Source organism: Paracoccus sp. M683 (assembly GCF_007096355.1).
GTDB lineage: Bacteria > Pseudomonadota > Alphaproteobacteria > Rhodobacterales > Rhodobacteraceae > Paracoccus.
This window is the reverse complement of sequence record NZ_VKDF01000004.1, coordinates 70061-93831: the sequence shown is the minus strand read 5'-3', so window position 1 is coordinate 93831 and position 23771 is coordinate 70061. Positions and strand designations below refer to the sequence as shown.

The window sequence follows — 23771 nt, the reverse complement described above, 5'->3', positions numbered from 1 at the left end:
GCGGTGGTGCGGGTGAGAATCTGCAACCTGTGCATTAGATTTACGTTAGATGAAAGAACCGCCAGAACGAAAGGGACATCCCATGGCCAAACCCAAAATTGCCGTCATCATCAGTTCGACCCGCGCCACCCGCTTTGCCGACAAGCCGGCGCAGTGGTTCATGAGCAAGGTCAAGGACAACGCCGATCTTGATTTCGATCTGGTCGATCTGCGCGACTTCAACCTGCCGTTCTTTGACGAGCCGGCTTCGAACCTGTGGATGCCCTCGGCCAATCCCCAAGCTGTCGCATGGCAGAACAAGCTGGCTGAATATGACGGCTATGTGTTCATCGTGGCGGAATATAACCGCTCGATCACCGGGGCGCTGAAGAACGCGCTGGATCAGGCCTATAAGGAATGGAACCACAAGCCGATGGCAGCGGTCGCCTATGGCGCGATGGGCGGTGCCCGCGCACTGGAACAACTGCGCCTGATGGCGGTCGAGTTGCAGATGGTGCCGGTGCGCAGCGCGGTTCACATCGCCGGCGGCGATTTCTTCGCGACCTCGCCTTTGGGTGCGAACCAGCCGATCGAGTCGATCGAGGATCACCTGCAAGGCTCGCTGGATGCGACGCTGGCCGATCTGGTGTGGTGGACCAACGCGACGGTGGCGGCGCGCAAGGCGTGATTTTCCGGTTTTTTCCGGAACAGCGGGCGGGGATAAAACCCCGCCCGTCGTCATTTGAATATACGGTGCTTCAGCGATGCGATGCCATCTCTGGCAGTTCCCCGATCAGCCCGTCGCAAATGGATTGCTGCGTCACATAGCTTTGCGCAAGCGCCGCGTCATTATCGAAGATATGCGCCTGAATGGCCTGCGCCCACCACGCGGCGCGACCTGTGCTGGCCGCAATATCATCCTCGGACGCACCAAGCCTGAAAGCGGCGGCAGTGAAATCATCAGCCATGACCAGCCAGCCCTCGCTGACATCGGCGGGGTCAAAGCTGACGGTCTCATAGCCGTAATGGCCGTGATACAGCGCCGCACATTCTGCCGCATCCTTCCAGCCTGCTGTCTGCGTCCACGCCGGTCCGGCGCAAATGATCAGCACGGCACAGAAGGCAAGGCGCCCATCACCCCGCAATCGCCGCCGCACTTTCCGGCAGTTCTTCGTCGAACAGGCGCTGATAGAACTCGGCCACGGTCTGCCGTTCAAGCTCGTCACACTTATTCAGGAAGGTCAGCCGGAACGCATAGCCGACATTGTCGAAGATCCGCGCGTTCTGCGCCCATGAAATCACCGTGCGCGGCGACATGACCGTCGACAGATCGCCCTGCATGAAGGCGGTCCGCGTCAGGTCGGCCAGCGTGACCATCTGGTTGATGATCTTGCGGCCCTTTTCGTTGTTGTAATTGGGGCTTTTGGCCAGAACGATGGCGGCCTCGGCGTCATGGCTGAGATAGTTCAGCGTGGCGACCAGGGACCAGCGGTCCATCTGGCCCTGGTTGATCTGCTGGGTGCCGTGATAGAGGCCGGTCGTGTCGCCCAGACCCACAGTGTTCGCGGTGGCAAACAGGCGGAAATAGGGGTTCGGCGTGATCACCTCGTTCTGGTCCAGCAGGGTCAGCTTGCCGTCTGCCTCCAGCACGCGCTGGATCACGAACATCACGTCGGCGCGGCCTGCGTCATATTCGTCAAAGACAATGGCGGTCGGGTTGCGCAGCGCCCAGGGCAGGATGCCTTCGTGGAAAACCGTGACCTGCTTGCCATCGACCAGCTTGATCGCATCCTTGCCGATCAGGTCGATCCGGCTGACATGGCTGTCAAGGTTCACCCGCACGCAGGGCCAGTTCAGCCGCGCGGCGATCTGTTCGATATGGGTCGACTTGCCGGTGCCGTGATAGCCCTGGATCATCACCCGGCGGTTATAGGCAAAGCCCGCCAGAATGGCCAAAGTGGTATCAGGGTCGAACTTGTAGGTGCTGTCGATCTCGGGTACGCGGTCGGTCCGTTCGGCAAAGCCCTTGACCTTCATGTCGCTGTCCAGACCGAATACCTCGCGCAGGTCGATCTCTTCGGTGGGTTTCGCAGTCGCATCCAGCATGTCAGGCCCCTTTGCTCGTCCAGCCTGCTTGATCGCGCATTCGCAGGCCGGGCGCAAGGTCGCCGGCGTTGACGCGAAACCACGACGCGGCCTAACCTGAAACCGGCCCACAGGGATACGATCCGCGATGGACAGCCGCCGAGCCCAAGTCGAACAGTTGATCGCCCGGATCGCCGATCGCGACCGGGCCGCGCTGGATGCGCTGTATGATGCGACCTCGGCCCGGCTGCACGCGCTTTGCCTGTCGATCCTGAAGGAAAGGCCGGCCGCGCAGGATGTGCTGCGCCAGGTGTTCCAGCGCGTCTGGCAGGATGGCGCGCGCCAGCCGGAAACCGGGCTGTCGCCGATGGCCTGGCTGACCACCCTGACCCGTGATCTGGCGCTGGCCCGGCTGCACGGCGACGGAAACGCCCCTTCCGGCAGCCTTGATGCCCTGCCTGCCACCGCCAGCCCGCTGGCCGGTGGCCCAGACCTTTCCGCGAAGCAGCGCGAACGGCTGAACACCTGCCTTGCGGGAATGGACGAGGCGCAATCCCAGGCGATCCGCACGATCTTTCTGCAAGGCGCAAGCTACTCGGAGCTGGGCCGGCTGACCGATACCCCGCCCGGCGCCCTGCGCGACTGGCTGCGGCGGGCCCTGCTGACATTGAAAAGCTGCACAGGCCGATGACCGAAAAACCGCTTGCCCCCGAGGAGGAAACCCAGGCCCTTGCGGCGGAATATGCGCTTGGCCTGCTGCGCGACGACGACCTGCAAACCGCCCGTCAGCGTCTGGCCAGCGACCCGGCCTTCGCCGCCGCCATCCGCGATTGGCAAGAGCGGTTGGCCCCCCTTGCCGACGATCTGACGCCGGTAATGCCGCCGACGGCGACCCTGATGGCGGTTCATCGCGCCCTTGGACTGGCCAGGGAACCGCTGGCGGATGTGCCGCCAATCCGGGCCGGGCGTGGATCGGCGCGGTCGGGCGGCGCGGGCCAGGGCGGTTGGTTCATCTGGCTGCTGGCCGCGATTCTCGCCGGTGCGGCCGCTCTGGCTGCGATTCTGCTGCTGTCGGGTGGCTGAGCCCCGGCGCGCGGCGATCAATCCAGCCGCAGGCCGCTTTCCTTGTCGAAACGGTGCAGCGCCTGCGCGGGGACCGACAGCGTCAGGCTGTCGCCCAAGGCCGCGTCCGACGGCATGGTGACGGTGAAATCCTCGCCCCCGACCAGACCGTGAACCAGCCTCTGCGCGCCCAGTTCCTCGACCGCGGTGATCTTCAGTTCGATCGCGCCGGCAGGATCGACAACCAGATCCTCAGGGCGAATGCCCAGCAGCCCGGCATGGGCGCTGCCGGGCAGATGCGGCACCGCGCGGGACGAGATCAGATTCATCGCCGGACTGCCAATGAACCCGGCAACAAAGGTGCTTGCCGGCTTGCGATAGACCTCAAGCGGTGTGCCGATCTGTTCCACGCGGCCCATGTTCAGAACAACCAGCCGGTCAGCCAGGGTCATCGCCTCCAGCTGGTCATGCGTGACGTAAAGCGAGGTGGTTCTCAGCCGCCTTTGCAGGTCCTTGATTTCAAGCCGCATGGTGACACGCAGTTTCGCATCCAGATTCGACAGCGGTTCATCGAACAGAAACGCCGCCGGTTCGCGCACGATGGCGCGGCCCATGGCAACGCGCTGGCGCTGACCACCCGACAGGGCGCGTGGCTTGCGGTCGAGATATTGGCCGATTTGCAGGATACCGGCAGCTTCCTCGACCCGGCGGGCGATCTCGTCGCGCGGGGTGCGGCGGTTCTTCAGCCCGTATTCCAGGTTCTGGCGGACCGTCATATGCGGGTAAAGCGCGTAGTTCTGGAACACCATGGCAATGTCGCGGTCGGCAGGCTCGACCTCGTTCACCACGCGATCACCGATCTTGACGGTGCCGTCGGTGATGCTTTCCAGCCCCGCGACCATCCGCAGCAGGGTGGATTTGCCGCAGCCCGAGGGCCCGACCAGCACGATGAACTCGCCATCGGCGATGTCCATATTCACGTCGCCAATGGCCCGTGTGCCGCCGGGATAGACCTTGCCGACATTGTCCAGGGTAATGGATGCCACGATTATTTCTCCGTCTCGACAAGACCTTTGACGAACAGCTTCTGCATCAGCACGACGACCAGGACGGGCGGCAGCATCGCCATGACGGCGGTGGCCATCACCAGATGCCATTGTGGCAGCCCGTCCACCGCGTCGGCCATGCGCTTGATGCCCGCAACGATGGTGTAATAGCCGGAATCGGTGGTCACGAGCAGCGGCCACAGATATTGGTTCCAGCCATAGATGAACAGGATCACGAACAAGGCCGCGATATTGGTGCGCGACAGCGGCAGCAGGATGTCGCGGAAGAATTTCATCGGCCCTGCACCGTCGATCCGGGCGGCCTCGACCAGTTCATCGGGCATGGTCAGAAAGACCTGCCGGAACAGGAAAGTGGCCGTGGCGGACGCGATCAGCGGGATCGACAACCCGGCATAGCTGTTCAGCAGACCCAGATCGGCCACCACCTTGAAGGTCGGCACGATGCGCACCTCGACCGGCAGCATCAGCGTCACGAAGATGCACCAGAAGGCCAGATTGCGCAGGGGAAAGCGGAAATAGACGATGGCAAAGGCCGACAGGATCGAGATGATGATCTTCCCGATGGCGATGGCCAGCGCCATGATCAGGCTGTTGACCATCATCTGCCCCACCGGAGGCGTGCCGCTGGTGGACACGCCGGCATCCAGCATGCGGCTGTAATTTTCCACCAGATGCGGGCCGGGCCACATCGGGATCGTGCCCGATGAAAAGTCGGTGGCCGTATGGGTCGAGGCCACAAAGGCCACCCAGACCGGCAGCGCAACCAGCGCCACGCCGAAGATCAGCACCAGATGGGCGAGTATGTTCAGGAAGGGGCGGTTCTCGATCATCTCAATACTCCACCTTCTTCTCGACATAGCGGAACTGGATCACTGTCAATGCGATCACGATCAGCATCAGGATCACCGATTGCGCGCCGGAACTGCCCATGTTCTGACCAATAAAACCGTCGAAATAGACCTTGTAGACCATGATATTCGTGGCCTGTGCCGGGCCGCCTTCGGTCGTGCTGTCGATGACGGCGAAGGTCTCGAACATCGAATAGACGATATTGACGACCAGCAGGAAAAAGGTCGTGGGCGACAGTAGCGGGAAGGTGATGGTGAAGAACCGCTTGATCGGCCCGGCGCCGTCGATGGCGGCGGCCTCGCGCAGGGACGCCGGAATCGCTTGCAGCCCGGCGACGAAGAACAGGAAGTTATAGCTGATCTGCTTCCAGGCGCTTGCGATGACCACCAGCGTCATCGCCTGATCGGGATTGCTGATATGGTTCCAGCGAATGCCCATCTGGCCCAGCACATAGGGCATGATCCCCACGGTCGGGTTGAAGATGAACCACCACAGGATGCCCGCTACCGCAGGCGCCACCGCATAGGGCCAGACCAGCAGCGTGGTATAGATGCGCGTCGATCGCAGCATCCGGTCCACCGCCACCGCCATCAGCAGCGCCACGCCCATCGACAGCACAGTGACCGAGACGGCGAAGATCAGCGTGACCTTCATGCTGTTCAGATATTCGGCACTGCCCCAGAGGCGGCGGTAATTCTCGAACCAGACAAAGGTGCTGTTGATGCCAAAGGCGTCCTCGCGCAGGAAACTTTGCCAGACCGCCTGGGCTGCGGGCCAGAGAAAGAAGATGAAGGTGATGGCAAGCTGGGGGGCCAGCAAAAGCCAGGGCAATAGCTGATTGCGAAAGATCGTGCGCTTCATCTTGTCACTCGGGCCAGAAGGGGATGGGGGCCGCGTCGATCGGCGCAGCCCCCGGTGTCAGGTCTACTGGTTCTGCGTCTCGAATTCTTCGATCAGCGCATTGCCGCGCGCAACCACGCCATCCAGCGCGCCCTGGGCATCCTTGGACCCGGCCAGAAGCTGCTCGAATTCCTCGTCGATGATGCCACGGATCTGGACATAGTTGCCGAAACGCAGGCCTTTGGAATTCTCGGTCGGGGCGTTCAGCGTGATCTGGTTCAACCCGGTATCCGCACCCGGATTTTCGGCAAAGAAGCCGGCCATTTCATCCGCCGCCGCCTGGGTGATCGGCAGATAACCCGAGAAGGACGCCCAATCCGCCTGCACCGCCGGGCTGGAGAGGTATTCGAAGAACTTCGCCGCGCCGGCATATTCCTCGTCGGGACGTCCCGACAGCACCCACAGCGTCGCGCCCCCGATGATCGAGTTCTGCGGCGCGCCCTCGACATCGTCGTAATAGGGCAGCATGCCAAAGCCCAGCTCGAAATCCTTGGCATTGGCGATCACGCCCGCGCGGGAAGCCGAGCTGTTCATGATCATCGCGCATTCCTGCGAATAGAACATCGGCGGGGCGTTGTCGCCGCCGACCGGGCCGCCATATTTGAAGATGCCTTCATCGGCCCATTTCTTCAGATTGCCCCAATGCTTGACCTGCACAGGGCCATTCACGGTCAGGCGCGCATCAAGCCCGCCAAAGCCGTTTTCCATCGTGCCGATGGGCTGGTTGTGCCAGGCGCTGAAATTCTCGGTCTGGATCCAGCTGATCCAGCCGGTCGTGAAGCCACAGGTGGCCGCACCCGAGTCGATGATCTTCTTGGAAAATTCTTCCATCTCGCCCCAGGTCTTTGGCGGGGTGTTCGGGTCCAGCCCGGCCTTTTCGAAGACCGTCTTGTTGTAATACAGGATGGGCGTCGAGCTGTTGAACGGCATGGACAGCATATTGCCGTCGGTATCGGTGTAATAGCCCACGACCTGCGGCAGGAAGCCGGCCGGATCAAAGGCGGCACCCTGATCGGCCATCAGTTGATGGACCGGAATGATGGCGCCTTCTGCGGCCATCATCGTGCCGGTGCCGACTTCAAAGACCTGAACGATGGCGGGCTGCTGCTTGGCGCGGAAGGCCGCAATCGCGGCGGTCATGGTTTCCGGGTAGGTGCCCTTGTAGGAGGGGACGACCTTGTAATCGCTTTGGCTGTCGTTGAAGCCCTTGACGATCTCTTCCAGCTTGGCGCCCAATTCGCCGCCCATGGCGTGCCACCACTGAACTTCGGTCTGCGCCTGCGCGGTAGCAGCAGATACGGCAAAAGCGACGGCCGAGGCCGTAAACATAAGTTTCATATTGTTTTTCCTCCTGTTGAGGTCGTGGATACCCGCGCGGTCTAGCCGTTCGTGGTGACAGTTCCACAACCGTTTTGCGAAGGAAATGTGACAGTCTTTGACTGACCGGTCAACGAAACAGTGCAGCCGATATGCATGGGGCTGATGGAAGTGGTAGACCGGTGCCGATCCTTGGTGCGAAGAAGGTATAATATCACGAATTCAATATGTAACAGGTTTCCATTCCCGGAATCAGAGACGCGGCCATCCTCTCGTGCCTGTTTCTGGCAGGGTGCCTGTCCGACGACACCGCCCTTCGAAAGCAAGCGACCAGCGATGCGGGCTGCGGCCGGGTGGAAATGGAATACGGCGCCACCACCTATGAGCTTCCCGCCGAGGATCTGGGCAGAGAGAATATCGGCCTCTATACCCTGACCGCTGTGGGGAATGGCCCGGAATACGGGCGCTTTTCCCTGCTGAATTGCAGGACCGGTGCGATCACCCGCGCCGAACAGACCGATGGCCCCAACGATCTTCGCCCACGGATTGACGCCATCCGGCAAAAAGGTGGGCTGGCCTCGCCCGCCGATCTGGCCCGCGAAGCCGGCCGATCGGGGCTGCACGTCATTCAGGGCCAGGTCGAGCGCACCGAAACCTCGCGTGCGGGCTGCGCCTGCGCGCTTCTCTATTCGAAAGCCTGGTATAGCGGCTTCCCCAAGGGCTATCTGCCACCGGGGCCGACCGAGATCATGCTGATCGACTGATCAGGCGCCGGCCCCTTCCCTTATCTGGCTCAGGCCTTGCTGGCGCCGCCGAACAGGCCCTTGATCCAGCCGATCAGCGGAATGGCCGTCGCGCCAAGGATCGGGTTGATCACGTATTTCGCCAGCGGGATCAGGATCAGGCCAAGAACAAGCCCGACAATCCCGTCGAAAAAGGCCGTGACGGCCCAATTGACCAGACCAGAGAATTGCGGCACGGCGGCCGCTGCGGCCTCGGCCTGATGATTGATCCATTCATAGGGCTGGTGCTGGCCCAGCTCGTGCAGGCCGTGGATCACGATCTGCCCGCCGACCCAGATCATCGCGGCGGTGCCAACGACGGTCAGCACCTTCATGAAACCCGGCATGAACTTGACGATGCCGCGACCAAGCGCGGCCAGCGCGCCCTTTCGTTCGGTCGCCAGATGCACGCCGACATCATCGGCCTTAACGATCAGCGCAACGAAACCATAGACGGCAACCGTAATCCCGATGGCGACGATGAACAGAATCAACGCCTTCATCCAGAGGGTGTCATCTTCCGGTATGGTGGACAGCGCGATGGTCATGATCTCGGCCGAGAGGATGAAATCGGTCTTGATCGCACCGGCCACGCGGGCTTCCTCCAGCGCGGCGCCGTCCTGATCGGGATGGGTGTGCTTTTCGCTGTCATGCGTGTCGGAATCGCTGCCAAAGGCATGGGCGACCTTCTCGGCGCCTTCATAGCACAGATAGGCCCCGCCGATCATCAGCAGGGGCGCGATCAGCCATGGCGCGAAGGCCGACAGAAGCAACGCGATGGGCAGCAGGATCACCAGCTTGTTGAACAGCGAGCCGCGCGCGATCTTCCAGACAATCGGCAATTCGCGGCTTGCATCGAAGCCTTGGACGTATTTCGGTGTCACCGCGGCATCGTCGATCACCGCGCCTGCGGCCTTGGCGCCGGCCTTGACCGCCTGGCCCGCTACGTCGTCGATTGACGCCGCCGCAACCTTGGAAATCGAGGCCACGTCATCCAGCAGCGCGATCAGACCACTCATGCACCATTCTCCATCATGTTCCGTCAGAACCTGCCCCGCCAACGCGGCAGGCGCAAGTTCGGTTCACCGTCTTGCACCGCAATGACAGGGTAAGACCGACGGATTCGGCACATGCGATCACAGCCGGACACATGGTTGATTGAAATGCGCAAAATACGTCCCATGGTTGATGTTCTCTATTTGTTCCGAAGTTAGTCTGTGTTAACCTCGATTCCCAAGCGAGAGGTTCCCGACGCATGTGTTTTTCAGTCTGTTCCCATGGCACTCATCATCACACGATCAACTGCATCGTTCCCCCGCATATGCTGCGCGTCATCGCCCTGCGCGGCGACGAGCGCCTGGCCGAAATGGCGCGCAGCCTGCTGAAGCAAACCGAACAATTGCGCGACGACCGCCAGGACAACGCGCATGTCACGCCGGCCCCGCCCGAGGATTCGCCCGCCATGGCACGGGCCCGCGGCCAGGGTCGGGCGGCGGCAGCGAAATACAGCCCCAACCGGCAGATCCATGACGGCCAGCACAAGGCCACGCTGCCCGGAAAACTGGTGCGCGAGGAGGGCGACGACCCTTGCGGCATCGAGGATGCCGACCGCGCCTATGACGCGGCGGGTCAGGTATTCGGACTGTTTGGCGACGAATATGACCGCGATTCTCTGGATGGCAAAGGCATGGCGCTGATCGCCACGGTCAATCACCGGCGCAACTATAACAACGCCTTCTGGAATGGCGAGCAGATGGCCTATGGCAATGGCGACGGGCAGCTGTTCAGGACCTTTATCGACCTGTCCGTCATCGCGCATGAGATGACCCATGGCATCATCCAGCATTCGGGCGGGCTGGTCTATCAGGACCAGTCGGGGGCATTGAACGAAAGCATCGCCGATGTTTTCGGCGCCATCGCGGTGCAGCGCCACAAGGGGCAGGACGTGAATCAGGCCGACTGGATCATCGGCGGCGAGATCCTCGGCCCCGACATCAAGGGCGTCGGGCTGCGCAGCATGAAGGCCCCCGGCACCGCCTATCATGACGAGTTGCTGGGCCAGGATCCGCAGCCCTTCCATATGGACAATTTCCTGTCCACCACCGACGACCATGGCGGGGTCCATATCAATTCCGGCATCCCGAACCACGCCTTTTATCTGTATTGCCAGTATATTGGCGGAAATTCCTGGGAAAAGCCGGGGCAGATCTGGTATCGCGCCTTGCAGCAGCTGAACAACCCGCTGGCCAGTTTCGCGCAATGGTCCGACCAGACCGTCGCCGCCGCGATCGAGCTTTACGGCATAACCAGCACCGAGGTGACGATGCTGCGCCGGGCCTGGAAACTGGTCGGCCTGCCCACCTGACCTGCCGATCGCCGAGGGGCCTGTCCTTTCGGCGATCTTGCCGGAATCGGCATCCGCGCCTATCTTTTGCATGATGAGTTGCGCAACGGTAACGGCTGGATGCATTGCCATGATCATTGAAATCTCGTCCAGCGGCGGCTTTGGCGGGCTTGCGGCGGCTGGATTGAACAAGCGGATCGACGTGGACCGGCAGGCACCGGCGCTGCGGCAGGAGATCTGCGACATGTTCGAGCCGCGCGATCTTAGCCAATTGGCCTCGCGCTCGGTCCGGGCCAAGGGCAGCGACATGATGGTCTATCGGATCCGCGTCACCGGCCGTCAGGCTGGCGAGCAGGTCTATACGATCCGCGAGGATCAGCTGCCCCCCGAAATGCTGGACCTGATCGACCAGATGTAGCGGTCTGCGACGGCGTCACGCCCTGGGTTCGCTGCCCGGCAGAATGCCGAACTCGCGCCGATAGGCCCGAGAAAAGGCGTCTGCCCCGCCATAGCCGGACCGACGGGCGACGCGATCCACACGCGCGCCCTGCCGCAATTGATCCCGTGCCAGAATCATCCGCCAACGCCGCAGATAGGCCATCGGCGACACGCCAACGGTTTCCACAAAGACCTGCTTGAAATGGCTGTGCGACAGGCCGGCGATCTGGGCCAGATCGGTGCTGCGCCAGATCTTCTGGGGCGCGTCATGCATCGCCACCAGCGCCTGGCTGATGCGGGGATGGGCCAGCCCTCCGAACAGCCCAGGTGCGGCCGGCGCCTTTTCGATCTGGCGACGCAGGATCCAGACCACCAGCACCTCGGCCAGCCGCGCCATCACCGCCGGCCCGCCACAGCGCGGCTGGCCATGCTCGGCCGCCAGCAAGGCCGCAAGCCGGCCCGTATCGCTGTCGCCGCCCGCCGGTTCGCGAACCAGGTCCGGCATGGCGGTCAGCACGGGGCTGAACTCGCCGCCGAAATCGACGGAAAAGGCAAACAGAACCCGCTGTCCCGGTGTCGTGGCAATGCCGGTCCGCCGCGGTTGCAGCACAATGTCAACCTGACCGTCCGGTGCCTCGATCCCGGCCATATTGGCCTGCCCGGTCGAGGCGGCGTCGATGCGAAGCCGCATCCGATCCAGCAGAGATGACAGGCGATCCAGCCCCATGATCATCCTTTCAGTCGTATATTTCGGATTTTTTCCGTTCGTAAAGCCGGCATAGCCAAGCTGCAAGATCATTGAAGGAAAGTTTCATGTTGTCCCCCCGCGAAAAGACCCCTGCCCTGACATTGGCCACGGTTGCCCATGGCACCTTCGACCTGTCAGCCGAAACCGGCCCGAACGGCACGCTGATCTGTTTCTATCGCGGCCTGCATTGCCCCATCTGCGCCACCTACCTGACCGAGCTGGAGCGCCTGACCCCGAATTTCGCCGAGCGCGGCCTTGGCACGATCGCGATCAGCACCGACGATGCAGGGCGCGCCGCCACAATGGCCGGGAAGATCAGGGCCGTTAACCTGCGCATCGCCCATGACCTTCCCTTGCAGAAAGCACGGGATTGGGGGCTGTATCTGTCGGCCGGGCGGGGCACGACCTCGATCGGGATCGAGGAACCCGCGCTGTTCTCGGAACCTGGCGTTTTCATCGTGAAGCCGGATCAGACCCTGTATTACGGATCGGTCCAGACCATGCCCTTCGTGCGGCCGCATTTCGCCGATTTCATGGGTGCGCTGGATTTCGTCATCGCCAAGGACTACCCCGCGCGCGGCGAAATTCGCGGCCCGGTCTGAGCGCTGCGGTGACTGGGGGCGGCTCGACCCGCCCCCGCTTCCCTGTCGCGCGCCCGGCCTAGCGGGCGGCGGTTTTCAGCGGCTGTGCGCGTTCGACCAGCCGGGCAAAGAATGTCGCACCCACGGGCGCGATCTGGTCGTTGAAATCATAGCTGGCGTTGTGGACGCTGGCGCCCTCACCCTGGCCGATGAACAGATAGCAGCCGGGCCGCTGTTGCAGCATATAGCTGAAGTCCTCGGCCCCCATTTCGCGCCCGGACTCGGCGATCACATTGGCGTCGCCGGCGACCTCGCGGGCGGCTGCGACGGCAAAGGCTGTCTCGCCCTCGTGATTCACAGTCGCGGGATAGCCATGTTCATAGTCCAGATCGACGGCAATGTCATAAGCCGCCGCCTGGCCCTCGCAGATCTGATGCAGGCGGCGCGATACCATCTCGCGCACCTCGTCCGAAAAACAGCGGATGGTGCCGCAGATATAGGCGGTCTCGGGGACGATGTTGTCGGCGCTGCCGGCATGGACCTGGGTGACCGAGATGACCAGATCGTCCATCGCATAGTGGTTGCGGCTGGAAATGGTCTGGATCGCGCTGACGATCCCCACCGCCGCCACGATCGGATCGGCGGTCAGATGCGGCATGGCGGCATGGCCACCGCGCCCGCGCAGGTGGATGTGGAAATTGTCGACCGACGCCATGATCGGCCCCGGCGTGGTCTGGAACGACCCCGCATCCTGCCCCGGATTGTTATGCAGCGCGAAAACGCGGGCGATATCGAAACGATCCATCATGCCGTCGCGGACCATGGCATCGCCGCCGCCGCCATCCTCTTCCGCCGGCTGAAAGATCAGCGCCACGCGACCCGCGAAATTGCGCGTCTCGGCAAGATAGCGCGCGGCCCCCAGCAGCATGGTCGTGTGCCCGTCATGGCCGCAGGCATGCATCCGCCCCGGCACGGTCGAGGCCCATTCAGCCCCCGTTTCCTCGTCCATCGGCAGGGCATCCATATCCGCGCGCAGCCCGATGGTCGGTCCGGTCCCCTGCCCCTTGATGATCGCCACGATGCCGGTGCGGCCAATACCTTCGTGGATCTCGTCCACGCCGAACTCGCGCAGTCGCTCGGCGACGAAAGCCGCGGTCTGGTGGCACTCAAAGCCCAGTTCGGGATGCTGATGCAGATGGCGCCGCCAGCGGGTCATGTCGGGGCCGAATTCAGCGATGCGGTTCAGGACGGGCATGATGTGGACTTGGGCTCCGGGCTGTGGCAGGTGGCACGCATTGGCGCAGGAAACACGGGGAAATGCAATGCGTGACACCAGCGAAGCACAGGCCCAGATCGCCCGCCTGATCGGCATCATGGCCGATCTGCGCGACCCCAGCAGCGGCTGCCCCTGGGATATCGAGCAGGATTTCGCATCCATCGCACCCTATACGATCGAAGAGGCGCATGAGGTGGCCGATGCCATCGACCGCCAGGCCTGGGGCGAATTTCCGGGCGAGTTGGGCGATCTGCTGTTGCAGGTGGTGTTTCACGCCCAGATGGCGGCCGAGAAGGACATGTTCGATTTCGCCGAGGTCGCGCGGCGGATCAGCGACAAGCTGATCGCCCGGCACCCGCATGTCTATGGCGATGAATCGCGCGACAAATCGGCCGAGCAGCAGGTCAAGGACTGGGAGGCGATCAAGGCCGTGGAACGCGCCGGCAAGGCCGAAAAGGGCGTGTTGGACGGCGTGGCGCTTGGCCTGCCGGCGCTGACGCGCGCGATCAAGCTGCAAAACCGCGCCGCGCGCGTCGGGTTCGACTGGCCCGGCCCCGGCGACGTGCTGGCCAAGATCACCGAGGAGGCCGCCGAACTGGTCGAGGCGCGCGAAGGCACCGACCCCGATGCGCTGACCGAGGAATTTGGCGATCTGCTGTTCGTCATGGCCAATCTGGCGCGGCATCTGAAGATCGACCCGGAACAGGCCTTGCGCGGGGCCAATGCCAAATTCACCCGCCGTTTTGGCGCCATCGAGGCCGCGCTGGCCGAACAGGGCCGCCGCCCCGAGGACAGCAACCTGGCCGAGATGGATGCCCTGTGGGATCGGGCCAAGGCCGCCGAGCGCGCCTGAGCGGGTCATGAAAAAAGGGCGCCTGACAGGCGCCCTTTCCGATTTCCATCCGACCGATCAGACCGAATAATACATCAGGTATTCGACCGGGTGAGGGGTGTGCTCATAGGCATAGACCTCTTCCCATTTCAGGGCCATGTAGCCTTCCACCTGATCGCGGGTGAACACGTCACCGGCCAGCAGGAAGTCCATGTCCTTCTCCAGCTCTTCCAGCGCTTCGCGCAGGCTGCCGCAGACGGTCGGGATCTCGGCCAGTTCTTCCGGCGGCAAATCGTACAGGTCCTTGTCCGACGCAGGGCCCGGATCAATCTTGTTCTTGATGCCGTCCAGACCGGCCATCAGCAAGGCTGCAAAGGCCAGATAGGGGTTGGCCGCGGGATCGGGGAAGCGGGCTTCCACGCGCTTGGCCTTGGGCGATTCGGTCCACGGAATACGCACGCAGCCCGACCGGTTGCGGGCGGAATAGGCGCGCAGAACCGGGGCCTCGAAGCCGGGGATCAGACGCTTGTAGCTGTTGGTCGCCGGGTTCGTCAGCGCGTTCAGCGCCTTGGCGTGCTTCAGGATACCACCGATGAACCACAGCGCTTCCTGCGACAGGTCGGCATATTTGTCGCCGGCGAAGACAGGCTTGCCATCCTTCCAGATCGACATGTTCACATGCATGCCCGACCCGTTATCGCCCTTCATCGGCTTGGGCATGAAGGTCGCGGTCTTGCCATAGGCATGGGCGACGTTGTGGATGACGTATTTGTATTTCTGAAGGTTGTCGGCCTGCGCGGTCAGGGTGCCGAACACCATGCCCAATTCGTGCTGGGCGGTGGCGACCTCGTGATGGTGCTTGTCGACCTTCATGCCGATGCGCTTCATCGTCGACAGCATCTCGCCGCGGATGTCCTGGCCGGCGTCGATCGGGTTCACCGGGAAATACCCGCCCTTCAGCGGCGCACGGTGGGCCTGGTTGCCCATTTCATACTGGGCGTCGGTGTTCCATGCGGCGTCAGCGGCGTCGATTTCATAGCCGACCTTCTGCGGCGAGACGGCATAGCGCACGTCGTCGAACAGGAAGAACTCGGCCTCGGGGCCGAAATAGGCGACATCGCCGATGCCGGTGGATTTCAGATAGGCCTCGGCCTTGACGGCGGTGCCACGCGGATCGCGGCTGTAGGCCTCGCCCGTGTCCGGCTCGACCACGTTGCAATGCACGCACAGGGTCTTTTCGGCATAGAACGGGTCGATATAGACGCTGGACGGATCGGGGATCAGTTTCATGTCGGACTGGTCGATCGACTTCCAGCCGGCAATCGACGAGCCGTCGAACATGAAGCCTTCTTCAAAGAAATCCTCGTCGACCTCGTCGCGGATCAGCGTCACATGCTGCAACTTGCCTTTGGGATCGGTGAAGCGGACGTCGACATAGGCGATCTCTTCCGCTTCCATCAGATCCAGAACATCTTTGGTTTTCATTTCTTCCCTTTCTGCGTAGGCCGACCCGGCACGGCGGCCGGGTCGGAATTCAACTGTCGGTCGCTGGTTCAGACCGCGTCGTCGCCGGTCTCGCCGGTGCGGATGCGAATCGCCTGCTCGACCGGAGAGACGAAGATCTTGCCGTCGCCGATCTTTTCCGTGCGGGCAGCGCCGACGATGGCGTCGATGGCCGCATCGACCTGATCATCCGGCAGGACCATCTCGATCTTGACCTTGGGCAGGAAGTCCACCACGTATTCCGCGCCGCGATACAGTTCGGTATGGCCCTTTTGACGGCCAAACCCCTTCACTTCGGTCACCGAAAGCCCCTGGACGCCAGCCTCTTGCAGAGCCTCTTTCACATCGTCCAGCTTGAACGGCTTGATGATCGCCTCGACCTTTTTCATCGCAATTGATCCTTCCTGCATCCTCAGCGGCTTGCCTGAAGCCTGATTGGCGGGTTTGATGGCCGGGGTAAAGCGGCAGAGCCTTCTGAGGCCGAGGGAAAACGTGATGCGCGGCCTGCTGACTGAAATTTGTGCATGTCGCCTAATTTTTAGGCAATCCCCATGCTGACTGGCACCGAAATCCTGACGACCGCCCAAATGCGCGCCATCGAATCTGCGGCGATGGCCAGCGGGACTGTGACCGGGTCGGAGTTGATGCAGCGGGCGGGCGCGGCGGTGGCCGGTCAGATTCGCCTGCGCTGGCCCAAGCCGGGGCGCGTGACGGTCTTGTGCGGGCCGGGGAACAATGGCGGCGACGGCTATGTCATCGCCCGGCTGCTGGCGCGGGTGGGTTGGCAGGTGCGGGTGTTGGGGATGGACAACACACCCGGCCCCGATGCGGCTGAAATGAAGCGGCGGTGGTGCGAGACGGGGCCTATTATGCCGCTGACCGCAAGTGAATTGCGCAGCGGACCGGGCAGCGATGTCTATGTCGATGCGATTTTCGGCACCGGCCTGACTCGCACACCCGAAAGCAAGATTGCCACCATTCTGAACTATCTCGGCGGATCAGGTGGCGATTGGGCCTTTTTCCGCGACAGGCTGGTTGCCGTCGATTGCCCCAGCGGACTGTGCCTGGACAGCGGCGCCTTTCTGGGCAGATCGCGCAAACCCGGCGAATATGACCTGCACGCCCGACTGACCGTTGCCTTCGACAGCCCCAAGCCGGGGCATCTGTTGGAACGCGGGCCCGAATGTTGCGGTGAATTGGTCATTGCCGATATCGGTCTGGCAGAATGGCGGACATCTGAACTGTCCCCTGCAAGACATGGGACGTTCTCGCAAACATTGCGTTACCCAAGCCTGACTGCCAACTGGCCCGATTTTCACATCCCTGACCGGCGCCGCTACAATATCGCGCCGGAAAAACAGGCCGAATGGCTGACCAAACGTAAAACTGAGACTGATCACAAATTCGGGCATGGTCATGCACTGGTGATTGCCGGAGGGATCGGCCACGGCGGTGCGGCCCGGTTGTCCGCCCGCGCCGCGTTGCGCGTGGGCGCCGGGCTGGTAACTATCTGTCCGCCAAGGTCTGCGCTGATCGAGCGTTCCGGCCCGCCCGATGCCCTGATGCGGCAAGGCATTGATAACACCGCGGCACTGGCCGACCTGCTGAGCGATCCGCGTATAAAGGCGATCTGCATCGGTCCCGGCTGCGGCATCGACCGGGCGGCTGCGTTGCTGCCCGCCGTGCTTGCCGCGAAACGCCCCACGGTCCTCGACGCCGATGCGCTGACCGCGTTGGCGGCGATGGGGTTCGACGGCCTTCACGGCGACTGCATCCTGACCCCGCATATGGGTGAGTTCGGGCGGCTGTTTCCCGATCTGGCAGAAAAACTGCATGGACCTCGCCCACCCGACCCGATGCGATACGCGGATTTCGACCCTCAGAAACACGACTCCCGAACTCAAGAGATGCTGAACCGTCAAAAGGCCCTCGCAGAACAGCGCGGCCCGGCCTATTCCAAACTTGACGCCGCCCGCGACGCCGCCGCCCGCTGCCGCGCGACCATCCTGCTTAAAGGCCCGGATACGGTGATCGCCGAGCCGCAACCGAATAAGACTGCAATCCCCGGCCGCGCGGTCATTCATTCCGCCTTCGACGTCCCCTGGCTCGCAACCGCGGGATCAGGCGACGTGCTGGCCGGCATCATCACCGGCCTTCTGGCGCGCGGCATGTTGCCACGCGACGCCGCCGCCACCGGCGCATGGCTGCACGCCGCCGCTGCCCGTCGCTTTGGCCCCGGCCTGATCGCCGATGATCTGCCCGATCAGCTTCCGGGTGTGTTCCGCGATCTGGGCATCTGAAAGAATCCCCTCGCACCCGGCCTGACGCTTTGCTAAGAGGGCGCGGAATTTGCGCGGCGGGCTGCCAGCCTGCCCGTTTGACATATGCGGGTGTGGCGAAATTGGCAGACGCACCAGATTTAGGTTCTGGCGCCGCAAGGCGTGGGGGTTCAAGTCCCTCCACCCGCACCAAGTTGGATGAAGGATAGGACATGCAGGTCACGGAAACCCAAAACGACGGTCTCAAGCGCGGCTACCAGATCACCCTGACCGGAGCCGAGTTGGCTGCCGCCGTGGACGGCAAGCTGAAAGAGGCACAGCCCGAGATCGAGATGAAGGGCTTTCGCAAGGGCAAGGTCCCGATGGCGCTGCTGAAAAAACAGTTCGGCCAGCGCCTGATGGGCGAAGCCATGCAGGAATCGATCGACGGCGCGCTGCGCGATCACCTGGAAAGCTCGGGCGATCGTCCGGCCGCCCAGCCCAAGATCGAGATGGCTGATGGCGAAAACTGGAAAGAGGGCGACGATGTCGTCGTCAATGTCGAATACGAAACCCTGCCCCAGATCCCCGAGCTGGACCTGTCCAAGATCAAGCTGGAACGCCTGAAGGTAAAGGCCGAGGACGCTCAGGTCACCGAGGCGCTGGAAAATCTGGCCAAGAACGCCCAGAATTTCGAGGACCGCAAGAAAGGCACCAAGTCGAAAGAGGGCGATCAGGTCGTCATCGACTTCAAGGGCTTTGTCGACGGCGAGGCCTTCGAGGGCGGCGCAGCCGAGGATTACCCGCTGGTCCTGGGTTCGGGCAGCTTCATTCCCGGTTTCGAGGAACAGCTGACCGGCGCCAAGGTCGGTGACGAGGTCAAGGTCGAGGTCAAATTCCCCGAGGAATATGGTGCTGCGCACCTGGCCGGCAAGGACGCGATCTTCGAAACCACCGTCAAGGCCGTCAAGGCGCCCAAGGCCGCCGAGCTGGATGACGAACTGGCCAAGCGCTTTGGTGCCGAGGATCTGGAATCGCTGAAAAAGCAGATCGCAGAGCGGCTGGAGGCCGAATATGCCGGTGCCTCGCGCGCCGTGCTGAAGCGTGCCCTGCTGGATCAACTGGATGGCATGGTCAGCTTTGAGCTGCCGCAGTCGCTGGTCGAAGCCGAGGCCGCCCAGATCGCGCATCAGCTGTATCACGAGGAACACCCGGACGATCACGGCCATAACCACGGCCAGATCGACCCGACCGACGAGCACAAGAAACTGGCCGAACGCCGCGTGCGCCTGGGCCTGCTGCTGGCCGATATCGGTCAGAAGGCCGAAATCAACGTGACCGACCAGGAAATGACGCAGGCCGTGATGAACGCCGCCCGCCAATATCCGGGTCAGGAACGCGCCTTCTTCGAGTTTATCCAGCAGAATCAGGGCGCCCAGCAGCAGCTGCGCGCACCGATCTTCGAGGACAAGGTCGTCGACCACATCGCCGAAGGCGCAAAGGTCAAGGACAAGGATGTCTCGAAAGAGGATCTGGAAAAGGCCGTCGAGGCGCTGGACGAACTGTAAGCGTCGCAACAGCAGAATGAGGAATGCCCCGCCGGTCTGGCGGGGCATTTCTGCATTTTGGGACCCGGTTCCTTTTGCGACAACAAGGTCGGTGGGCCTGCGCATATGGGCTTGTCGTCTGGTTTGCCACATGGGCCAATGATGCCCGTCCTGTCCATCGGCCGCCCGGCGGGCCTTGGCTGAACGGCGGTTTCGGCGCATGATCGGGCGGTTGTCCAAAGGAGGATCGCCATGTCCCTGATCCGCGATTTCTGGACCGCCATGAACGGCAATGACTGGGCTGCCGTGGCGGATCATTTCCTGACCGAGGACTTTCTCGGGATCATGCCGCAATCTGCCGAGCTGATCCGGGGCCGTGCCGATTTTATCCGGCTGAACAGCGCCTTTCCGGGTCAGAAAAGCTGGCTGTTCGAAGTGATTTCAGTCGTGACCGAGGCCGACCACGCCGCCAGTGATGTGCGCGTCATCAATCACGAACTGGGCATTGCCGTCCGCGTCATCAGCTTTCACCAGCTGCGCGATGATCGCATTGCCCGCCAGACCGAGTTCTGGCCCGAGCCCTATCCCGTGCCCGACTGGCGCAAGGGGATGCTGGCCACCGATCCTGACCTGTCGAAATTCTAGCCCCTGTCAGGGCTGCTTCGACCGAAACTCGACGGTCGCGCGATCCCCTGCCGCAGATCGCGTTATCGCCACCTGCCCCATCAGCGCCGCAAAATCGGGTTTAAGATAGGGCTGGATAAACCAGTCGTGGTCATAGCGGTCATAAGCAACGGCCAGCGTTACGCTGTGATCCTGCCGCTCGGCCAGCACCAGATCGACCCCCACGTCCAGCCTGATCCCCGCCGCACCGGTTGACAGCGCCTCGACCGGAGGCAGGGTCAGCATTGGCGTCGGCAGGATGACCGCCGCGCCATCGACCATCAGCGACAGTCCCGCCAGCAGATCGTTTGCGAAGGCGTTGGCCTCTGGTTGCGATAACTGCCCATCCTGGTCGGCATCCAGATCGCTGACCAGCGAGGCGGCGCCATCGACCGAGGGGATGATAACCACTGATATGTCGGCCCGCTTTGTCCCCAGGGTCAACGCCACTTGCTGATCGAAATACTGGTGCGGATGCGCCAGCGCGCCACCGCCAACCACCGCAAGCGCAACCGCCAGACATGCGCCCCGCATCAGTCCGCCGCGATCCATGCGGTGCCATAGTCGTTCAGCGGGTTGCGATACATGTTATGGGCGTGATCGGTGGGGTCGCCGTCGCCGTCCTGCGGCGCATATTCCAGCGCCAGCGAGGGCCCGGTGACCCGGAAATAGGCCGCGCCAGGCTGGCCCTGCGGCCCCCACCAGCCAAACCAGGTCTGATCCAGACCGGCCTCGACCTCGGCCATCATTGCGGCGGAATCGTCATCATTGGCAAAACCCAGCCGCGTGTGGATCAGATCCAGCAGCAATTCCTGCTGGGGTTCCTCCAGATCGCTGCCCTTGATGCCCTCGGGCGCCAGGACCGTGCCGTATTCGCCCGGCCCCAGCAGCAGGTTGATCGCCTTGTCGCTGCGGATCGCCTGCTTTTTCTGATCATCATTCAGACTGTCCAGCAGGGCCTGGGCGGCAAGGGTCTCTGCCTCGGTGGTATAGATTTCCACGCCGTCGATGGTGATATGCAGCGGCTCGCCCCCGGTGAGCATGGGAGAGAATGACAGATCGGGGCCAAAGACGGTTGCGTTGATCGCCAGATGATGACCACCGAACTGCAACATCCAGGGCGCGGTTTCCGATGGCTCACCCAGAAACGAGACGTAATAGAACCCGCTGCCGAAATTCACCGGCATCGGCCCACCACCGCCGCCCTGATCGGTCGCCCCAAGCGCGTCGTCGCCTGCCAGCTGATAGCGGATGTTCCGCACCCCCTCGGCACTGAGAACCTGCGCCAGCAACGCATCCAGCGCGGCGATCTGTTCGGCCGACAGATCACCGCGCTTCACCCCCTGCCGCTTGACCGCGCCATCAGGAAAATTCGACCAGTTCGAACGTTGTGTATTGTCGGCGAAGGGAAAGACTGCGGCAGCCCGCTGATCGGCGGTCAGGCTGGCCAGAAAGCCCTGCGCCGCCGCCAGGATTGCCCGGCTTTGCGCATCGGCCTGGGGCAACTGATAATCCTGCTTCAGGGTGATGTCGACCGGCGGGGTCTGAAGGTCGCCTTGCTGGGCCAACGCTAATTGCGGCAGGCAAAGCAACGGCAACACCAAAGCGGTGATGGGGCGATTTTTGATCATTAAAGGCATCCTTTCAGTTAATCGTGACAGCAAACGGGTTAAAATCGCACAGGTCTTGTTCGGGTGATACTTTTCTGGTCCGAAACAAAACCCAAACGGCAGCGCTTCACGCCAGCTTTTTCGGTCCACCCTCATCAGCCTGCGGATCACCGGGAACGGGAATCTGGTTGTCCATCTTGATCTGGCGCTCGACCTCGGAATTGATTTCGGCGCCGACGATGACGACCATGGATGCGATCCACAGCCACATCATCAGGCCGACCACCGCACCAAGCGAGCCATAGGTCTGGTTATAATTCGCGAAATTGCCCGCATACCAGGAAAACAGCATCGAGGCAGCACCCAGGCCCACTGCCGCAAACAGCGCGCCCGGCGTGATCCAGTGCCAGCGCGCGCTGCGCCTGCTGGGACCAAAGCGATAGAACACCGCCAGCGCCAGCATGGCCGCCACAAAGATGATCGGCCAGCGCAGCCAGGACACCAGCGCCTCGGTATAGCGGTCTACGGGCAGAAAACCCACCACCGCCGGCAGGACGGCGATCAGGCTGAACATCACCACGACCAGCGCCGCAGCCCCCATGGTAAAGCCCATCGCCAGCAGGTTCAGCCGCAAAATCCCCCGCTTCTCCTTCTGGAACCAGGCCACGTTCATCGCCGAGATCATCGCCTTGGTTCCGCCATTGGCCGAGTAAAAGGCGATCAGCAGCCCCATAACCGAGGCGAATGACAGCGCCGCCTGCGGGGCCGCCGTGATCCTTTCGGTCTGGTCCAGCACGATCCGCAGCGCCTCGGCCGGGATAAAGCGGTTCAGCATCTCAAAATTGTCGACGATCTTCTGCGGATCGGCGAACAGGCCATAGATGGAAACAAAGGCGGTGATCGCCGGAAACAGGGCCAGAAGGCTGAAAAAGGTCACGCCCGCCGCGACCGCCGTTACCCGGTCCTCGCCGATCTGGGTCATCGTCCGTTTGGCAATGGCGACCCAGTCGGACATGCTCAGCTGCCAGGGCGATTTTGCCGCCCCCGGCGGGCCGACCTGATCGGGCGGCGGCAATATCTCGGTAAAATCCAGCCGACGCCGACGTCGCCGCCACAGCCCCTCTGCCCTTTCGCGGTCCTGCCCGATGCCGAATCGCTGCCGGGTCTGATCATCCAGATCATCGAACAGGGCGTCCAGGACCGAAGGCGGGCGGGAAGGCTTGTCTGACATGAAATCCGGCGATTGGGCTGCGCTGAAGGCGATGGTTACAGGCGATGCATGCGGTCGTCACGCCCTGTCCGGGGTTTTTCCCCGGCGCGCGGTGGGTCATCGCGGCGATCCTCGGGCCGATCCATCAAGGATCTCACCGCATCCGCCGCGTCCGAGAACTCTTTCATGATGCCGCTGGCCTGCGCGGCCACCTGCCGAAACCCGACCATCGCCCCGGCCACCGAGGAAACCAGCCCGTTCAGGCTGCCCGACAGATCGCTGGCGGTCCGGGTCATATCGCGCGCCAGCCCGCCACGGTGCGGCGCGGCGCGGTCCTGTGCGGCGGCGGCGCGCAGGCGGGCGGCACGCTTTTGATCCTGCCGCGCGCGTTCACGGGCGCGTTGGCGGATTTCTTCGCGTTCATCCTCGTCCAGCTCGGCGAATCGCGGGGCCAGCCCGCGTCTGCGCAATCCCCCGGCCGGCGCGCTGCCCTGCTGTTCATCCGTCGAGTCGGGACCAGAGGACGGCCGGCGCAGGGCAAGAACGGTCGCCGCCGTCGCCGCAGCCGCCATCACCCCCATCCCGCCCAGAACCAGAATTTTTCTGGTCAGCGACGGCTGGCGCGGCCGCGATGTCTGGTAGGGGCCGGTATCGGATGGCGGAATCCGCGACGACGGCATCGGGCGCTGGTCAGGATCGGTATCGGGCTGCATGGTGGGC

At 62.8% G+C, this 23771-nt stretch carries 26 protein-coding genes and 1 tRNA gene; 12 read left to right on the top strand and 15 right to left on the bottom strand.

From position 1 onward, the window contains the following. The first annotated feature begins 82 nt into the window (after window positions 1–82). Window positions 83–667 carry an NADPH-dependent FMN reductase gene (locus FNJ84_RS07135; RefSeq protein ID WP_143792334.1) on the top strand — a complete coding sequence of 195 codons (585 nt, stop codon included), beginning with the start codon at window positions 83–85 and terminating at the stop codon, window positions 665–667. Window positions 668–737: 70 nt separating this feature from the next. On the opposite strand, the gene FNJ84_RS07130 is transcribed toward FNJ84_RS07135, so the two are convergent. Further along, complete coding sequence (locus FNJ84_RS07130; RefSeq protein WP_143792333.1) at window positions 738–1091, bottom strand: hypothetical protein; 354 nt, start codon at window positions 1089–1091, stop codon at window positions 738–740. A gap of 22 nt (window positions 1092–1113) precedes the next feature. Beyond that, the gene (gene cobS / locus FNJ84_RS07125) at window positions 1114–2085 is read right to left on the bottom strand and encodes a cobaltochelatase subunit CobS (RefSeq protein ID WP_143792332.1); all 972 of its coding nucleotides are present in this window, start codon (window positions 2083–2085) and stop codon (window positions 1114–1116) included. Window positions 2086–2212: 127 nt separating this feature from the next. Between cobS and FNJ84_RS07120 the strand changes: the two genes are divergently transcribed. Together FNJ84_RS07120 and FNJ84_RS07115 are read left to right on the top strand one after the other, a co-directional pair. Then, window positions 2213–2755 carry a sigma factor-like helix-turn-helix DNA-binding protein gene (locus tag FNJ84_RS07120; protein ID WP_143792331.1) on the top strand — a complete coding sequence of 181 codons (543 nt, stop codon included), beginning with the start codon at window positions 2213–2215 and terminating at the stop codon, window positions 2753–2755. Then, window positions 2752–3147 (top strand): hypothetical protein, encoded by a 396-nt coding sequence (locus FNJ84_RS07115; protein ID WP_143792330.1) that lies wholly within the window; start codon window positions 2752–2754, stop codon window positions 3145–3147. Before FNJ84_RS07120 ends, FNJ84_RS07115 begins: the two co-directional genes overlap by 4 nt. 17 nt (window positions 3148–3164) lie before the next feature. On the opposite strand, the gene FNJ84_RS07110 is transcribed toward FNJ84_RS07115, so the two are convergent. The 4 genes from FNJ84_RS07110 to ugpB form a co-directional block, all read right to left on the bottom strand. After that, window positions 3165–4172, bottom strand: coding sequence for a sn-glycerol-3-phosphate import ATP-binding protein UgpC (locus tag FNJ84_RS07110; protein ID WP_143792329.1), 1008 nt, complete (start codon window positions 4170–4172; stop codon window positions 3165–3167). 2 nt (window positions 4173–4174) lie between these two features. After that, entirely contained in the window at window positions 4175–5023 is an 849-nt protein-coding gene (gene ugpE / locus FNJ84_RS07105) for a sn-glycerol-3-phosphate ABC transporter permease UgpE (RefSeq protein ID WP_143792328.1), read from the bottom strand. Window position 5024: 1 nt separating this feature from the next. Then, window positions 5025–5903 carry a sn-glycerol-3-phosphate ABC transporter permease UgpA gene (ugpA, locus tag FNJ84_RS07100; RefSeq protein WP_143792327.1) on the bottom strand — a complete coding sequence of 293 codons (879 nt, stop codon included), beginning with the start codon at window positions 5901–5903 and terminating at the stop codon, window positions 5025–5027. A gap of 63 nt (window positions 5904–5966) precedes the next feature. Continuing rightward, a complete protein-coding gene (gene ugpB / locus FNJ84_RS07095) occupies window positions 5967–7280 on the bottom strand; it encodes a sn-glycerol-3-phosphate ABC transporter substrate-binding protein UgpB (RefSeq protein WP_143792326.1) in 1314 nt (437 codons plus the stop codon). A gap of 338 nt (window positions 7281–7618) precedes the next feature. Between ugpB and FNJ84_RS07090 the strand changes: the two genes are divergently transcribed. Then, window positions 7619–8023: a hypothetical protein gene (locus FNJ84_RS07090; protein WP_143792325.1), complete on the top strand. Its 405-nt coding sequence runs from the start codon at window positions 7619–7621 to the stop codon at window positions 8021–8023. A 29-nt stretch (window positions 8024–8052) separates the two neighbouring features. On the opposite strand, the gene FNJ84_RS07085 is transcribed toward FNJ84_RS07090, so the two are convergent. Then, window positions 8053–9060, bottom strand: a complete 1008-nt coding sequence (locus tag FNJ84_RS07085) for a DUF808 domain-containing protein (protein WP_143792324.1) — start codon at window positions 9058–9060, stop codon at window positions 8053–8055. Window positions 9061–9296: 236 nt separating this feature from the next. Between FNJ84_RS07085 and FNJ84_RS07080 the strand changes: the two genes are divergently transcribed. Beyond that, window positions 9297–10406, top strand: a complete 1110-nt coding sequence (locus tag FNJ84_RS07080; RefSeq protein ID WP_221931942.1) for a M4 family metallopeptidase — start codon at window positions 9297–9299, stop codon at window positions 10404–10406. 73 nt (window positions 10407–10479) lie between these two features. Beyond that, a complete protein-coding gene (locus FNJ84_RS07075; protein WP_143792323.1) occupies window positions 10480–10803 on the top strand; it encodes a protealysin inhibitor emfourin in 324 nt (107 codons plus the stop codon). A 15-nt stretch (window positions 10804–10818) separates the two neighbouring features. On the opposite strand, the gene FNJ84_RS07070 is transcribed toward FNJ84_RS07075, so the two are convergent. Then, a complete protein-coding gene (locus FNJ84_RS07070; RefSeq protein ID WP_143792322.1) occupies window positions 10819–11622 on the bottom strand; it encodes an AraC family transcriptional regulator in 804 nt (267 codons plus the stop codon). Between the two features lie 14 nt (window positions 11623–11636). Between FNJ84_RS07070 and FNJ84_RS07065 the strand changes: the two genes are divergently transcribed. Continuing rightward, entirely contained in the window at window positions 11637–12173 is a 537-nt protein-coding gene (locus tag FNJ84_RS07065) for a peroxiredoxin-like family protein (protein ID WP_143792321.1), read from the top strand. Window positions 12174–12231: 58 nt separating this feature from the next. On the opposite strand, the gene FNJ84_RS07060 is transcribed toward FNJ84_RS07065, so the two are convergent. Beyond that, window positions 12232–13407: a M20 aminoacylase family protein gene (locus tag FNJ84_RS07060; protein WP_143792320.1), complete on the bottom strand. Its 1176-nt coding sequence runs from the start codon at window positions 13405–13407 to the stop codon at window positions 12232–12234. A 67-nt stretch (window positions 13408–13474) separates the two neighbouring features. Here FNJ84_RS07060 and mazG point away from each other — a divergent pair, with 67 nt between their 5' ends. After that, complete coding sequence (gene mazG, locus FNJ84_RS07055) at window positions 13475–14281, top strand: nucleoside triphosphate pyrophosphohydrolase (RefSeq protein WP_143792319.1); 807 nt, start codon at window positions 13475–13477, stop codon at window positions 14279–14281. A gap of 57 nt (window positions 14282–14338) precedes the next feature. On the opposite strand, the gene glnA is transcribed toward mazG, so the two are convergent. Together glnA and FNJ84_RS07045 are read right to left on the bottom strand one after the other, a co-directional pair. Beyond that, complete coding sequence (gene glnA, locus FNJ84_RS07050) at window positions 14339–15745, bottom strand: type I glutamate--ammonia ligase (protein WP_143792318.1); 1407 nt, start codon at window positions 15743–15745, stop codon at window positions 14339–14341. 68 nt (window positions 15746–15813) lie between these two features. Beyond that, entirely contained in the window at window positions 15814–16152 is a 339-nt protein-coding gene (locus tag FNJ84_RS07045; protein ID WP_143792317.1) for a P-II family nitrogen regulator, read from the bottom strand. Window positions 16153–16314: 162 nt separating this feature from the next. Here FNJ84_RS07045 and FNJ84_RS07040 point away from each other — a divergent pair, with 162 nt between their 5' ends. The 4 genes from FNJ84_RS07040 to FNJ84_RS07025 all read left to right on the top strand — a co-directional run bounded on the left by FNJ84_RS07040 (window position 16315) and on the right by FNJ84_RS07025 (window position 20213). Then, complete coding sequence (locus FNJ84_RS07040; RefSeq protein WP_143792316.1) at window positions 16315–18063, top strand: NAD(P)H-hydrate epimerase; 1749 nt, start codon at window positions 16315–16317, stop codon at window positions 18061–18063. 86 nt (window positions 18064–18149) lie between these two features. After that, window positions 18150–18234 (top strand) — tRNA-Leu (locus FNJ84_RS07035). Window positions 18235–18254: 20 nt separating this feature from the next. Further along, a complete protein-coding gene (tig, locus tag FNJ84_RS07030; RefSeq protein WP_143792315.1) occupies window positions 18255–19589 on the top strand; it encodes a trigger factor in 1335 nt (444 codons plus the stop codon). 231 nt (window positions 19590–19820) lie between these two features. Beyond that, complete coding sequence (locus tag FNJ84_RS07025; protein WP_143792314.1) at window positions 19821–20213, top strand: nuclear transport factor 2 family protein; 393 nt, start codon at window positions 19821–19823, stop codon at window positions 20211–20213. 6 nt (window positions 20214–20219) lie between these two features. Here the strand turns inward: FNJ84_RS07025 and FNJ84_RS07020 are convergent, their stop codons facing one another. The 4 genes from FNJ84_RS07020 to FNJ84_RS07005 all read right to left on the bottom strand — a co-directional run bounded on the left by FNJ84_RS07020 (window position 20220) and on the right by FNJ84_RS07005 (window position 23764). Further along, window positions 20220–20783 carry a DUF1007 family protein gene (locus tag FNJ84_RS07020; RefSeq protein ID WP_143792313.1) on the bottom strand — a complete coding sequence of 188 codons (564 nt, stop codon included), beginning with the start codon at window positions 20781–20783 and terminating at the stop codon, window positions 20220–20222. Next, window positions 20765–21862, bottom strand: coding sequence for a DUF3500 domain-containing protein (locus FNJ84_RS07015; RefSeq protein WP_185968448.1), 1098 nt, complete (start codon window positions 21860–21862; stop codon window positions 20765–20767). The genes FNJ84_RS07020 and FNJ84_RS07015 overlap by 19 nt, the downstream gene beginning before the upstream one ends. A gap of 106 nt (window positions 21863–21968) precedes the next feature. Then, a complete protein-coding gene (locus FNJ84_RS07010; RefSeq protein WP_143792311.1) occupies window positions 21969–23072 on the bottom strand; it encodes a YihY/virulence factor BrkB family protein in 1104 nt (367 codons plus the stop codon). A gap of 35 nt (window positions 23073–23107) precedes the next feature. Further along, window positions 23108–23764: a hypothetical protein gene (locus FNJ84_RS07005; protein WP_143792310.1), complete on the bottom strand. Its 657-nt coding sequence runs from the start codon at window positions 23762–23764 to the stop codon at window positions 23108–23110. Window positions 23765–23771 lie beyond the last annotated feature (7 nt).